Source organism: Clostridium sartagoforme AAU1 (genome assembly GCF_000401215.1).
Classification (GTDB): Bacteria; Bacillota; Clostridia; order Clostridiales; family Clostridiaceae; genus Clostridium; species Clostridium sartagoforme.
Window position 1 is genome coordinate 1 of sequence record NZ_ASRV01000180.1, and the last position, 13,702, is coordinate 13,702.

A 13,702-nucleotide genomic window follows, 5' to 3' on the forward strand; every position below is an offset into this window, starting at 1 on the left:
TTATTAATATAACTATATCACATATTCTTATTATTGCCTTAAAAATTTCATTAAAATAAAAATACTCTATTTCTAGAGTATTAAAACTAACTTTTTATAGTAAATTCATAATTAATATAAGGATCCATAATAGAATTTATTCCATTTAAAATATCTATCCAATAATTTTTCTTAATTGTTATTATCTCCTTATCTTCTTCAGTCTTATTACTAAACTTTTCTTGATTAAATTCCTTAAAAAACTCATTTAGTTGGTTTGACATATTATTCATAGCTGAAAAGTTATTTAATGTTTCACCTTCTAAAATAATTTTATCATTTTGATTCTTCATTTCAGAATTTAAATATTCAAATAATAAGCTTTCAATTCTTGAATATACTTCATTAGGTATTTCTTTTGATATCTTAGATTTTTTGCTTATAGTAATAATTTCTTCTTTTCCATAATTTTTATAATTTGACCATAGATTAGTGAATTCATCTGACATTGAACTATAATTTTTATATAAAGCAAGTAATTCTTCATTACTTATGCTACCTGCTTTTATACTCTGATTTAATATATTCAATGCTCCTTCATTTCTATTTCTTATTTCTTCAACACTTTTATAGGTTTCTTTACCTACTAGTATTTTATATCGAGAATTCATAATTGACGTGTAAACGTTTATCAATAGACTTATAATCAATACTGCCAATATTAAAAGAATACTATTATTTTTACTTATCTTATAAGATTTCATAATGCACCCCCATATTTTTGTATTATATCATAGATTATTGACTAATACCAGTACGCTTTTAAATTGCAAATTAATTCTTCTTTCTAGCATACAATTCACAAAACATAGTTAGTTGCTAGTTTTCATTTTATAGGTAGCAGATAACAAGGAATAAATATTTAATTGTCACCTGTTACCTTATAAAAAACTGTAAACCAAAAATTATAATTCACAACTTATTACTTAACCATGTTAAAAGTATCTTCCATGTTCTTGTTGATACTCCTTAATCATCTCTAATCCTGCAGTTCCACCTTCACCCTTTTCTACCCTACCTTCTATTTTCTTTATTTCTCCATAAGGTCTTGATAAAGATAAATCTTCATCTCCTGTTAATACCCAAATTATATTCGAATTAACTGGCTTAACTTCTAATTCCTTTTCACCTACCCCATCAGTAAAATATATAAGCACATGATTTCTCATCTTATTATCTTTTATATATTTAAATACTGGTGAAAATTTAGTTGATCCTATATTAGATGTTCTTTTTTTAATATCATTCTTAGATTTCATTTCATAAACACGTCTGATTTCATTATCACATTCTATTACAGTAATTTTATTAGTTCTAGTTTTAGTTATTTCTAGTATTTCAATCATTATTTTATGCACCTCTTCTTCACTCATAGATGCACTTATATCTATGGCGACTATAATTTCTGGAATATTATTAGGAAGAGTTCCCCTTATATCTAATCTATCTGGTTGTCTTCTATTTCTTCTTGTTATAGTCTTTCTTTCTCCTGCTCTAAGCGATGGCATTAATTTTTTTAATGTTTCTTGCCATGGTATTTCTGCCTTCTCTGTATATGCATTAATAATTGCTTTTATATCTTTAGGAGCATTGCCTTTAAATGAACTTATAGCTGTTTTCTTGGTCATATCCTTTATTGCATCATAATTTAAATTACTTTCTTCCCATGCATCATGAGCCTTTGAAATATCAAGCATTTCTCCTATAGATTCACTATTATTTGATTTCATGCTCTTTAAAAATTTTGATCTTATAGCCTTTTCTATACTTTCAGCATATTCTTCAATAGATTTATCTTCTCTAAGACTCAAGTTATATTCTTTATTGATACTTTCTATCTTAAAACTATCCATTGGCAAGTTTTTTATAAACTGATTTATAGAGATATCAAGTGCTAAATTCACAGAAGTTGTTGTATATTTGTTTTTAAGATCTTTTTCTCTTTGATGATGCCCATACATTATATGGTACACCTCATGTTTAAAAAGAGCTTGCATTTCCTTTTTATTACACATTAAAAATAATATTGGATTAAAATACATCTTAAATCCTTGCATTTTAGGAACTGTTGCTAGTGGCCATGTTATATTAAACCTTATGCTTCTTTCAATTTTCACTAAAAATTGTCCAAAAAAGTTATCTTCACCATCTATCATATCAATTACAACAGACTCTACTAAAGAAAAGAAGTTTCTTTCAAAATCACTATTTAACTCTCCATGCTCCTTAATTTTTAATGCTTGCTTTAATAAATTGTTACGTTTATCATCAAATATCATATTCCTCATTCCTTATTGAAAAATATTAAAGAATGCATCTAAAAATGTATCTTCATTTAATAAATCTTTATATAATCTTTCGCTAGAATCACTTTTTATTTCTTTCATTATGCCAAGTCTTAAATCCTTTGGATAACAAATTAATAAATCTCCAAATAGTTTTCTATTATTCTCTGTATTATTTTCCTCTAGGTATCGTAAGGAATTTTTAGCTAATATATATAATCTTGAATGGCTTTCTTTTCTTATCTCTTCCTTTACTTCTATTGGTAAAATAATATATTCAAATAGATCCTTTGGTTTAATTAATTGATTTTTTATATTCTTAATATAATTTATAAAATCTGTTGCTATACTTACCCCTACATTTCCTTTAACCACATTATAGAATATATCAATTGAATAGTTATTACTATTTTTCATATATATATTATAAGCTTTAGCTACTCTTTCCCAGCTTCTTGGTGTAGCTTTTATAGATTCATTTGAATTTGGTGTATTCAAATACTCTGGAAATGTTGATAAAAATTCAATTATATTTTCATTTACGTTTCCATCCTCACTCATAGCCCATTTAATCCATTCTTTTATATCAGAATCCAGTTCAATCCATACAAATCTATCTTCTTGAGCTTTATCCATATCAACTACTTGATACTCACTATCTTCAAAACCATCATACTTATTTGAAGGATTCATAGCCGCTACTATTTTAATGGAATCATCTAATTTATATCCGTTTATTTCTCTATTTAATATTAAATTCATAAGCTCTTGTTGGACTGCATGCTCACATCTATTTAATTCATCTATAAATAATAGTACTCCATTATAGTTATAATTTATTATAGCTTCTTTCATTTCAATAAGCTTATAGTGCGTTGCATATTTAGTTCTTCCATCTTCAACTATTGGTAATCCGCCAATTTCACCTTCTTTTAGAAGATTTGCATCTATGTTTACTAAATAATAACTATTACTTTTGCATATTTTTTTTACTAAAGATGTTTTTCCTATACCAGCTTCACCTATTATTAATGGAACACTTCCTGACTCTAAAATTAATTCTATAGTACTTATAGCTTCTGAAAATTTCATATTTTATCACCTCTTGTTGTCTTATCTTGAAAGTTTATAATCCACTAATAAAATTTTAGCTTTTTTACTTCCATATTCACTTATAAAATTTATCTTATCCATCTCTAATATTTCAAGTTCTAAAAAATCTTTTATATATTTTTCATCTATAAAATCTTCTTTTATTTTATCTATTACTACATTCACCACAAAATCTACATCTATAGAATCATAAACATATTTTACAATTTTTATATTATCTCCAATTAATATTTTTAGTTCATCTAAATCAAAATTAATATAATTTATAGCCTCTTCATTTCCCTTTACTGCTTCTCTTCTAGCTTTTAAACTTGGATTATCTATAAACTTTATTGCTGCCCAATATTTTTTTATTGCTTCTAATTGTACCTTTTCTGAAGGATTTTTTATATATTTTATTGCATCGTAATCCTTAAAAACTGCTATCATCTGCATACTTTCAGTCGGATTTTCTATAAATTGTATCGCCCATCCTTTTGCCTTTATAGCTTCAAGTTTTACTTTTTCAGTTGGATCTTTTATATACTTTAAAGAATTCCATAATAATTTAACTGCTAGTATAGCATTTTCTTCGTCTAACTCTTTAATATATTCCACTGCTAATGGATTATTTTTTATTGCCTTTTCCTTCATAATACTAGTTGGATTATCTATATATCTTATTGCTAATCCATTTCTCTTAATAGCTTCAAATATTAATTCCTCACTTGGATTTTCTATATACCTAATATACAAAGGATTATCATATATTTTTTTAAAATCATTGCTTTCCATAATTGTCCTTCCTTATTCTTTCTATACTTTAAAATAATCTATAATAAAGTTAATATCTATCTTGTTATTTATTATACTATATTTAATGAATAATTACTATTATTTAATATTTATAATTATAAAAAATAAAATAAAAGGGTAAAAATATATTTCTATACTTTTACCCTTTTATTTTTTATTTATGCTCATGATCCTTTATATGATTAATACAATAGCACTTTTTTCCTGAACATTTTGAACAGTATCTAAATTCCATATTAGTATTATCTTTTTCTGTTATTCCACACACAACGCATTTATGAATAAATTCTACTTCTCTAATTTTAGATTTAAATTTTTGCTGTCTATGATAATTCATTGCACTACTTTTTGTTCCTGTAAATATACTTTTTCCAAAGAATATTAAGTAATTTACAACTGGAATTAAAGCTATTATCACTCCATTTAAAGATTTTAAAAATATAGCTGAAAGTACACTAATCCCTATCATAATCCAATTGAATATTGCAATATATTTAACCTTTAGAGGTATTATAAAAAACAATAATAGTTGAAAATTTGGATATATTTTTGCAAATGCTAAGAATAGTGAAAGGTTAACATATGAACCTGTTACTGTCTTTCCTGTTAAGAATGCTATTATTATTGAAGCTAACATACCTATTAGGTAATATGCATTAAACTTAAAGCCTCCCCATTCTTCTTCAAGACCAGACCCTGCTAGATAATAAAAATATAAGGTGAAAATTACCCAAAAAGCAGATGTACTTTCTGGTACAAAAATAAATGTTATAAGTCTCCATATTTCTCCATTTAGCACCTTGCTTGAATCCAATACTATATTATTTATTAGTTCATTATTTCCATTAATCATAGTAATAAAATATATTACTGCATTTCCTAATACTATTATAAGCATTAAATTCCTTATATAAAGATTTCCAAATTTTCTTTCTAATTTATTTAACCAATTCATAACTTCAAATTACTCCTTTTATAATTACTTTATTATATAAGTTGTTATAAATAGTTTATATCAATATACCATTATTATCAACAAAGGATATTTTTTATTTTATTTCCATTTATTTACAATTGTTCTTATGTTAAGTATAATTAATATATGATTCTTATAGATTTATTATAACTTAATGAGAGGTGTTTATATGGAACCTAAAGTTTTTGATATTGAATATAGAAGAAAATTACTTTATAAAAGAAAGAGGCGAAGACAACTCATATTTCAAATTTCTATATTTCTAAGTGTACTTTGTGTATCATTCTTTATTATACTACTGGGTAATAAGGATAATAATGTTTCTTCTGTAAACCAAAAAATAACTACATCATCTTCCTCAACTGAAGAGAAATTTATAATATGTATAGATCCTGGACACGGGGATTGGGATACTGGTGCAAAAGGAACAACTGGAGTATTTGAAAAAGATATTGTTTTAAATATATCTTTAAAATTAGGAAAATTACTTGAATCTAATGGAATGAAAGTTGTTTATACAAGAACAAATGATTCTCTTTCTTGGCTTGAAACAGCAAATGATAGCTTAAAAGAAAGAATAAAAATACCCGAGGTCTTTGATGCAGATTTATTTATATCTATTCACTGTAATAGTAATTATGATTCCCCAGATTCAAAAGGATTAGAAACTTGGTATAAACTATCTAATAATGACAGCAAAGAATTATCTAATATAATCCAACAATATTTATTAAAGTTAAATTATACAGAGGATAGAGGCTTAAAAACTTATAAAAGTAAAGATGATGCTCTTGCAGTATTAGAATTAAATTCAAGTATCTCAAGCTTAATTGAATTAGGTTTCTTGAGTAATGCCTCTGATGAAAAATATTTAAACTCTGATTTAGGGCAGAGTAATTGTGCTGAAGCTATAAATGATGCTATATTAAGCTATATTAAGAGTAATAAGGAATCTTTAATTAATAAACGAAATAGTAATTAGTAGATTGCTTAAAATTAATCTACTAATTACTATTTTTAAAAATATTTGTTTTACGCTAAAGTAAGTTCGGTAATATATTCAATTACATCTGATCTTTTATCTATATTAACTAAAACAACTATATAATCTCCACTAATTAATTTTACAGAACCTCTTGGAATTATTTCTTTATCTCCTCGTTTTATTGCTACAAGTAAACAGTCTTTAGGCCAATTTATTTCATATATATATTTGCCTTCTACTATACTCTCCATTTCAACAACAAATTCTACTATTGTTTTCTTCGCATTATTCTCCTCATCACTTACACCAACTCTTTTAAGTAGTCTTTCCAATAAAACTTCATATATAGGTTGATTTTTCAATGCCTCAGAAGTTATATAAGCTATTATTACAACTACTGATAATGAAAGAAGATGAGTAAATGATCCTGTCATTTCCATTATAAGTACTATTCCTGTTATTGGAGCCTTTACCACCGCGGCAAAATATCCTGCCATACCAAGAGCTATGAAATTTATCATAAAAGAATTATTTATACCTAAAATATCTACAGAAAAAACTCCTATTGCATTCCCTATTATTGCCCCAAGTAAAAGCATTGGAAGGAATATTCCCCCGGGCACCCCGGAGCCAAAACAAATTAATAATAATAAAAATTTTACTAAATATAATATTATTAAAAATGAAATAGCATGTTTTTCTGAATTTAAATCCATTATCAACTCATGGCCTCCGCCTAATAAAATTGGCAATGTTAAACCTATAATAGCAGTTATTATAAAAGGAATCATTATTTTTATTTCTATTGGTATTTTCGTTAACTTAGAGTATATATCTTGAAACAAGTATATTCCTTTTGAGAATATAACTCCCATGACACCAGTTATAAATCCTAAAATAATTAGTACCCAATAATATTTTAATGGCAATGCACTCATTTCATTGAAATTTAAAGCTGGCTCCATTCCTAAAAAATTTTTCGATATAAAATCAGCACTTATTGCCGCCGCCATAGCCGATAATAGAACTAATGGAGAAAAATTTCTATGAATTTCTTCCAGTGCAAATACTATTCCTGATAACGGAGAATTAAATGCGGCTGAAAGTCCTGCTGATGCTCCTGCTGTTATCAAAAATTCTTTCTTTACTGGCATCTTTTTATAAGTACTCTCTGCTATACCTTCTCCTATAGAAGCTCCAATTTGCACAGATGGACCCTCCCTACCTAAAGAGAGACCAGCTGATAATGCTAAAACTCCTCCTGCAAATTTATATATAAGTATTCTAAACCAATTCATCTTCAATTTATTAATTACTCTTCCTTTTACTTGAGGAATTCCGCTACCTGATATCATATTTTCCTCTTTAGACATAAATCCAACTAAAATACCCACTAAAGCTAAGATAATTATTACTAAAATTGTATTTATTAAGCCTTTATTTCCCCATAAATACAAATCTAAGAAAATTGAAGAAAGTTTTTTTATAAATATTCTATTTAATACTATTATCCCACCTGTAATTAAACCTATAATAATACCTTGGATTATTAATCTAAATTTCATATTTTTTCTTTTTATTAATATATCTTTTATATTTTCTTCTTCCAAAACTAAATCACCTTATTTTCAAATATATTTTTTACTTCATCTAATATTTTAAAATTAGTAAAGTCAAAATGTAAAGGAGTCATTGTTACATAGCCTTTGGATAAAAAATATAAGTCAGAATCATTCTCTGATATATCATTTCTGGTTCCTTTTGTTATATAAACATTATCTTCATTTTCTTCAATTAAAATATAATCTGTTTTATATGTTGACTTTCCTAGTCTACATACTTTTAGTCCTCTTATTTCTTCTTTACCAATATTTGGAACATTAACATTTAAAACTACATTATCTTTTAAATAATATTTTTTTGCTACATCTATTATTTTGCTTATCCAATTAGCTGCCTTAGTGTAATCCTCATCTTCTCTCTCCCAATCTACCTCCATTGATATAGCAATAGATGGTACATTATATATTGCTCCTTCTATTGCTGCCGATACCGTTCCTGAATATAAAATATCAGTTCCACAATTTAACCCTCTGTTAATACCTGAAATAACTAAATCTATATTTTTCCCAAGTAAAGATAATCCTGCTTGAGTACAATCAGCTGGTGTTCCTACTAAACTGTATGCCTTAAAATTATCATCTATTTTTTCTTCTCTTATCTTAATGGGATTATGAATTGATATAGAATGGCTAGAAGCACTTTTTTGTTCCCTAGGTGCAACTACTATAATTTTATGCTTTTTTGAAAGTTCCTTTGCTAAAGTTTTTATCCCTCTAGCATTTATTCCATCATCATTAGTAATTAATATTTTCATATAATCTCCTCCAGTTAATTTTTCTTATTCTTACTATTTATTATATAATTACTTTTTATTTATATATTATCATAAAGTTGTAGATTATGAAAAAGAGTAATATAGTTGAATTTATTTCACTTATATTACTCTTTTAGTATTTTTTTATTATTCTCTAAACACCTCGCTATTAACTTATATGAATTTATCTTAGAGTTTAAATCTGTATTTAATGTTATAAGCATAAACTAATCTGTTATATATATTTCACTCTTTTTTAGTATTTGCTCTTTTTACTTTAAAACTATATTTATATTTTCCTATAACTTTACTATAAATACTTTTTTTGAATTTGCAAGTGAAATTTTATATATTGTTAAATAATAATAGTTGTTAACTCTTTTATCTATAATTTTTTCTAGTATGGGAATTCTATTATTGATAATAATAATTTAGGAGGATTTAAAATGAAAAATAAAAATTATAATAATCCATCATCATCTAATTATAATGAAAAATCAAAAATAAAGCTAATGAAAAACTCCAATATGGAGAAAATGAACCATCTACTCGTACAACATATAAATAAAGTTTAACAAACAAAAAGGGGCTGTCGAATAGACAGCCTAATTAAGAATTAATAATTAAAAATGGATAATTATTTTCATTAATTTTTCATTTTGCATTCTTAATTTTTAATTGTCCGACAGCTCCCTTTTTATACATCTATATTCTAACCTAATAATCTATTTACTATATCACTAGCATCTTGAGCTATTGGTATTATGTTTTTTACAAAAGAAATAGTAGTATTAATACTTGTAAGTAAGCTTAAAATTTTTTTATATTTTCTTTAAAATTTTTATTTTTATATGCTTCTTCACAAATATTTTTATTAAGCATTATACTTCCTAAGTTTTGTTCTATAGATGATTTTAGGCCATCTATTCCGTATATTTTGTATTCTTCTATCTTATAGTATAAATCACTAAGTACATCATTTAAAAATGATTTTAGTTCATAATTTACATCTAATTCTTCAAGTTCTTCTATTAAAACTTGTATCTTTTCTTTAAACTTCATCAAATTTTCTTCTTCAATATTTTTATATTGATTGCATACATCTAAAGCTAATGCTAATCCATTTATAGATATCAATATTTCCTTTGTAATTATAATATCTAACTTGTGTATATCATCATCTAATCCTATAGCCATAATTTTCTTTTCAAAATTAGTAAGAGATCTTACTAACTCATCTTTCGAATTGCTTTCAATCTTGTTAGTTAGTTTTTTTATATTTTCTATCATTTCAATAATTTGTATGATAGATTTAAATATTTTTTCGTCATCGTTAATATCCAAGTCAAAAACCTGAGCAAGAGCTGATTCCACCGTTCTAAACCTACTTTGTTTGTTAGCAGTATTACTGCAAAGCTCTTTTGATTTACTTAAAATTTCGTATAGTCTAACTGCTGGATTAGTTGATAATACCATACTACCCCCTCCATAAAGTTTGATACAGTTACTAATTCTATACTCTACTACAGTTATCCTCTTTTTATTGTTAATAATTAATAATTTTTTAAGTATTAAATATTATTAAATTTAAATTCGAATTCAAACTCCTTCTTAATATATATAATGCTTTAATTGTTCATTTTATGTGTGTTTTTTAATTATTTATACATTTCTTTATTTCTAATTTTGAATTTATTGAAATATTAATGAATCCTATATTTCTTATTTCTTATAATCACATTTTTTCATATTTAATGGTAATATATAACTAAATGATACTTATATATTTTATGGAGGATTTTATATTGATAAAAAATTTAATATTAAAGGAGTTGTTCATATGTGGGTTGTTTATGCATTACTATCGGCTCTTTTTGCCGCCCTTACATCTATTTTAGCTAAAATAGGAATAGCAAACATAAATTCAAATTTAGCTACTGCAATTCGTACTGTTGTAGTCTTACTAATGGCTTGGGGAATAGTTTTTATAAATGGTAGCTTAAATCAAATTAGTAACATAAGTCAAAAAAGTTGGATTTTCTTAATTTTGTCTGGTATAGCTACTGGCCTATCATGGTTATTTTATTATAAAGCCTTACAGATAGGGGAAGCTTCAAAGGTTGTTCCAATAGATAAGTTTAGTGTTGTAATAACTATGGTATTAGCCTTTATAATATTAAAAGAGGCTTTAACTGCTAAAACTATAATAGGTGGAATTTTTATTACTATTGGAACTTTTGTTCTAATTTTATAACTTTTAATATTTGTCTAAGAAACTTTCCAGTTCTCAGTTCACAAAGTACAATTCACAGTTATGTAAATAATTCAACTCTGTTGAATTAAAATATTTTTATACTAGTGCTCAAATAGTTTATTAGAAACTAAGAAGTAGTTTCTAATAAACTATTTGAGCACTGTAACCTTAACAAGTTATTTCTCAATTTAATTCTATTACAAATGTAGTATCTATTCCTAGGTTACTTTCTGAATATATTTTCCCACTATGGCTTTCTATTATGGATTTAGCTATCGAAAGACCTAATCCATATCCACCTGTTTCTCTAGCTCTAGAGCTGTCTACCCTATAGAACCTTTCAAAGATTTTATCTAACTCCTCATTCTTTATACCATCTCCAGTATTTTTAACTATTAACTTTATTCTACTTTTGTCTAAATTAAGAAATACAGATATTTTCCCATTAGGATTTGTGTATTTAATTGCATTATCTAATAGTATTATACATACTTTTTTTATACTTTCCTTATCTCCCCTTACAAATATATTATCTGAAATATTTGTCTCTAATTCAATTTTGCTCTCAAATATAACTGCTTCAAATGTTAATAAAATATTGTTTAATAATTTACTTAAATCAAATATCGAAAACTCTATAATTTCTCTACCAGTATCGAGCTTAGCTAATGATAACATTTCATCTATTAATTTCGCCATTCTTTCAGTTTGATTATTTATATAATTTATCCATTTAATTTGGCTATTTACAGTTTCATCTTTATTAGATAAAACTAAAGATGTATTAGTTCTTATAATAGCAAGAGGAGTTTTTAATTCATGTGACGCATCTGCAATAAATTGCTTTTGTTTTTCAAAGCTTTCTTTTATAGGCTCTATAGTTTTATTAGTTAAATAGATACTTATTAATAATAAAATCACTAAGCTTATACCAACAATAGCTATAAATACTTTTAAGAGACTTGAAAGAGTATTTATTTGTGGTTCTCTATCCATTAATATAATCTTAGTTCCCTTAAGAGTAGTTTCCTTCAGATACCCATAGCTATTATCCGCTAATTTTATCCTGTCAAACTTTTTATCTCCTTTAATAATTTTATCTATTGTATTATTTAAATCTTCGCTATCAATTTCTATGTATTTTATTACTGTTGATATTGTATTGTCAGAATTCAATTCTATGATTATGCTTCCTGCCATCATTGGAGAATCGGGTGCCGGTTTACGTGGATTAAACATTGTACTCCTTAATTCTCTTTCTAAATCTTTATCCATGCTTATTGCTGTAAAAATATATATTGTTCCAAAAATTGCTATAAACACTAATGTTAACAAAGACATATTTATAAATATAAATTTTTTCTTTAACTTATCAAACAAAATTACTCCTCCATTCTGTAGCCTACACCTCTTATTGTGATAATGCTTACTTTAGAGTTTAAATATGCTAGTTTTTTCCTTATAAATGAAATATATACTTCTATATTGTTATACTCAACCTCTGAATCAAATCCCCATAGTTTAGTTATTAAATCGTCTTTACTAACTACACATTTAGGTCTTTCCATAAAATACTTAATTATCTCAAATTCCTTTAAAGTTAACCTTATACTTTCAGAGTTAACATCTAAATCATAAGTTTCTATATTTAATCTTATGTCACCATAAGTTAATACATTGTCATTTACTACATTTCCTTTTCTTCTAGTTATAGACCTTAACCTTGCAAGTAACTCCTCTGTTGCAAAAGGCTTTGTTAAATAATCATCTGCTCCACAATCAAGCCCCAGTACCCTATCTTCAATTTGGCTTTTAGCTGTAAGCATAATTACTGGAGTAGATATCCCTGCTTTTCTTAATTGTTTCAATAAACTTATTCCATTCAACTTTGGTAACATAATATCTAAAATTATAACATCATATATTCCTGTTAAAGCATAATCCAAGCCTTCTTCACCATCATAAACTGAGTCAACTGAATATTTATTATTCATTAATATTTGAAATAATGCTTCTGATAATTCTTTTTCATCTTCTACTAATAATAATCTCATACTTATCCTCCTTTATGTTATAAATAAGGAAATTAGCTCCTAAATTCTATTTGTTTTTATTTATATAATACGATTTTATCATAGAAACCTTAAAATAAAATTAAATATAATTATCTATAAAATAAAAAATAGCTATATCAAAATCGATATAGCTATTTTTTATACCCATGGACATATTTTCTTTTCTAATAAATCTATAATTTTAAATATAATAAGAGACATAATGCTAAGAGCTAATACTCCTGCAAACATTCCTTTGTAATCAACCATTGACCATGCATTCATTATATAATACCCTATACCATATTTAGTTGCATAATTTTCACTAAAAAACAAAGCTGAAATTGCGATTCCTATACTTACTCTCAAAGCTGAAAATACTTTTGGAGCTATTGATGGAATTATCACTTTTATTATTGTATCAATTTTAGTAAATTTCATAACTCTAGCTGATATTAGTACATCCTTATCTGTTTCTTTCACTGCATCTCTTGTTACTATTAAAATTTGAAAAACAATTATAGTAACCATTAATATTATCTTAGATTTATCATCTATTCCAAACATTACCATAAATATAGGTAAGAATGCTATCTTCGGTATTGGATATAATAAATATACTACTGGTGATATTATTTTATCTATTAAATCACTCATTCCAATAGCTATACCAACAGGAATTCCTATAATTAATGATATCAATATTGCTCCTAATATTCTATGCATACTATATAAAATATGATATATAAAATCATTTTTTAATAATCTTAATAATTCATATATAGTAGTTTTAGGAGATGGAACCATGTTACTTCCTATTAATA

At 25.6% G+C, this 13,702-nt stretch carries 14 protein-coding genes; 3 read left to right on the forward strand and 11 right to left on the reverse strand.

Annotation, left to right across the window (positions count from 1 at the left end):
• Window positions 1–86 precede the first annotated feature (86 nt).
• The 5 genes from A500_RS14535 to A500_RS14555 form a co-directional block, all read right to left on the reverse strand.
• Window positions 87–743 (reverse strand): hypothetical protein, encoded by a 657-nt coding sequence (locus tag A500_RS14535; protein ID WP_016208323.1) that lies wholly within the window; start codon window positions 741–743, stop codon window positions 87–89.
• Between the two features lie 231 nt (window positions 744–974).
• Window positions 975–2,318, reverse strand: a complete 1,344-nt coding sequence (locus A500_RS14540) for a vWA domain-containing protein (RefSeq protein ID WP_016208324.1) — start codon at window positions 2,316–2,318, stop codon at window positions 975–977.
• Between the two features lie 12 nt (window positions 2,319–2,330).
• Window positions 2,331–3,416: an AAA family ATPase gene (locus tag A500_RS14545; RefSeq protein ID WP_016208325.1), complete on the reverse strand. Its 1,086-nt coding sequence runs from the start codon at window positions 3,414–3,416 to the stop codon at window positions 2,331–2,333.
• 21 nt (window positions 3,417–3,437) lie between these two features.
• Window positions 3,438–4,211 carry a hypothetical protein gene (locus A500_RS14550; RefSeq protein ID WP_016208326.1) on the reverse strand — a complete coding sequence of 258 codons (774 nt, stop codon included), beginning with the start codon at window positions 4,209–4,211 and terminating at the stop codon, window positions 3,438–3,440.
• Between the two features lie 175 nt (window positions 4,212–4,386).
• Window positions 4,387–5,187 carry a rhomboid family intramembrane serine protease gene (locus A500_RS14555; RefSeq protein ID WP_016208327.1) on the reverse strand — a complete coding sequence of 267 codons (801 nt, stop codon included), beginning with the start codon at window positions 5,185–5,187 and terminating at the stop codon, window positions 4,387–4,389.
• A 190-nt stretch (window positions 5,188–5,377) separates the two neighbouring features.
• Here A500_RS14555 and A500_RS14560 point away from each other — a divergent pair, with 190 nt between their 5' ends.
• Window positions 5,378–6,190, forward strand: coding sequence for an N-acetylmuramoyl-L-alanine amidase family protein (locus tag A500_RS14560; RefSeq protein ID WP_016208328.1), 813 nt, complete (start codon window positions 5,378–5,380; stop codon window positions 6,188–6,190).
• A 50-nt stretch (window positions 6,191–6,240) separates the two neighbouring features.
• On the opposite strand, the gene A500_RS14565 is transcribed toward A500_RS14560, so the two are convergent.
• Together A500_RS14565 and surE are read right to left on the reverse strand one after the other, a co-directional pair.
• Window positions 6,241–7,803: a ClC family H(+)/Cl(-) exchange transporter gene (locus tag A500_RS14565; protein ID WP_016208329.1), complete on the reverse strand. Its 1,563-nt coding sequence runs from the start codon at window positions 7,801–7,803 to the stop codon at window positions 6,241–6,243.
• 2 nt (window positions 7,804–7,805) lie between these two features.
• The gene (gene surE, locus A500_RS14570) at window positions 7,806–8,570 is read right to left on the reverse strand and encodes a 5'/3'-nucleotidase SurE (RefSeq protein ID WP_016208330.1); all 765 of its coding nucleotides are present in this window, start codon (window positions 8,568–8,570) and stop codon (window positions 7,806–7,808) included.
• A 446-nt stretch (window positions 8,571–9,016) separates the two neighbouring features.
• On the opposite strand from surE, the gene A500_RS21765 reads away from it, so the two are divergent.
• Window positions 9,017–9,145, forward strand: a complete 129-nt coding sequence (locus A500_RS21765) for a hypothetical protein (protein ID WP_278245131.1) — start codon at window positions 9,017–9,019, stop codon at window positions 9,143–9,145.
• Window positions 9,146–9,380: 235 nt separating this feature from the next.
• Here A500_RS21765 and A500_RS14575 read toward each other — a convergent pair whose 3' ends face one another.
• Window positions 9,381–10,046 carry a hypothetical protein gene (locus A500_RS14575; protein ID WP_016208331.1) on the reverse strand — a complete coding sequence of 222 codons (666 nt, stop codon included), beginning with the start codon at window positions 10,044–10,046 and terminating at the stop codon, window positions 9,381–9,383.
• Window positions 10,047–10,410: 364 nt separating this feature from the next.
• On the opposite strand from A500_RS14575, the gene A500_RS14580 reads away from it, so the two are divergent.
• Window positions 10,411–10,824: an EamA family transporter gene (locus A500_RS14580; protein ID WP_016208332.1), complete on the forward strand. Its 414-nt coding sequence runs from the start codon at window positions 10,411–10,413 to the stop codon at window positions 10,822–10,824.
• Window positions 10,825–11,007: 183 nt separating this feature from the next.
• Here A500_RS14580 and A500_RS14585 read toward each other — a convergent pair whose 3' ends face one another.
• The 3 genes from A500_RS14585 to A500_RS14595 all read right to left on the reverse strand — a co-directional run.
• A complete protein-coding gene (locus A500_RS14585) occupies window positions 11,008–12,204 on the reverse strand; it encodes a sensor histidine kinase (RefSeq protein ID WP_016208333.1) in 1,197 nt (398 codons plus the stop codon).
• Window positions 12,205–12,206: 2 nt separating this feature from the next.
• Complete coding sequence (locus A500_RS14590; protein WP_016208334.1) at window positions 12,207–12,878, reverse strand: response regulator transcription factor; 672 nt, start codon at window positions 12,876–12,878, stop codon at window positions 12,207–12,209.
• A gap of 159 nt (window positions 12,879–13,037) precedes the next feature.
• The coding region (locus tag A500_RS14595; protein WP_016208335.1) for an ABC transporter permease at window positions 13,038–13,702 on the reverse strand (665 nt) is incomplete at its 5' end.

Excerpts from the sequence above, each read along its gene's own strand:
- A500_RS14545 (WP_016208325.1), bottom strand. The coding sequence starts at position 3,416 with ATGAAATTTTCAGAAGCTATAAGTACTATAGAATTAATTTTAGAGTCA.
- surE (WP_016208330.1), bottom strand. The coding sequence starts at position 8,570 with ATGAAAATATTAATTACTAATGATGATGGAATAAATGCTAGAGGGATA.
- A500_RS14590 (WP_016208334.1), bottom strand. The coding sequence starts at position 12,878 with ATGAGATTATTATTAGTAGAAGATGAAAAAGAATTATCAGAAGCATTA.
- A500_RS14560 (WP_016208328.1), top strand. The coding sequence starts at position 5,378 with ATGGAACCTAAAGTTTTTGATATTGAATATAGAAGAAAATTACTTTAT.
- A500_RS14555 (WP_016208327.1), bottom strand. The coding sequence starts at position 5,187 with ATGAATTGGTTAAATAAATTAGAAAGAAAATTTGGAAATCTTTATATA.
- A500_RS14535 (WP_016208323.1), bottom strand. The coding sequence starts at position 743 with ATGAAATCTTATAAGATAAGTAAAAATAATAGTATTCTTTTAATATTG.
- A500_RS14575 (WP_016208331.1), bottom strand. The coding sequence starts at position 10,046 with ATGGTATTATCAACTAATCCAGCAGTTAGACTATACGAAATTTTAAGT.
- A500_RS14550 (WP_016208326.1), bottom strand. The coding sequence starts at position 4,211 with ATGGAAAGCAATGATTTTAAAAAAATATATGATAATCCTTTGTATATT.
- A500_RS14540 (WP_016208324.1), bottom strand. The coding sequence starts at position 2,318 with ATGATATTTGATGATAAACGTAACAATTTATTAAAGCAAGCATTAAAA.
- A500_RS21765 (WP_278245131.1), top strand. The coding sequence starts at position 9,017 with ATGAAAAATAAAAATTATAATAATCCATCATCATCTAATTATAATGAA.
- A500_RS14580 (WP_016208332.1), top strand. The coding sequence starts at position 10,411 with ATGTGGGTTGTTTATGCATTACTATCGGCTCTTTTTGCCGCCCTTACA.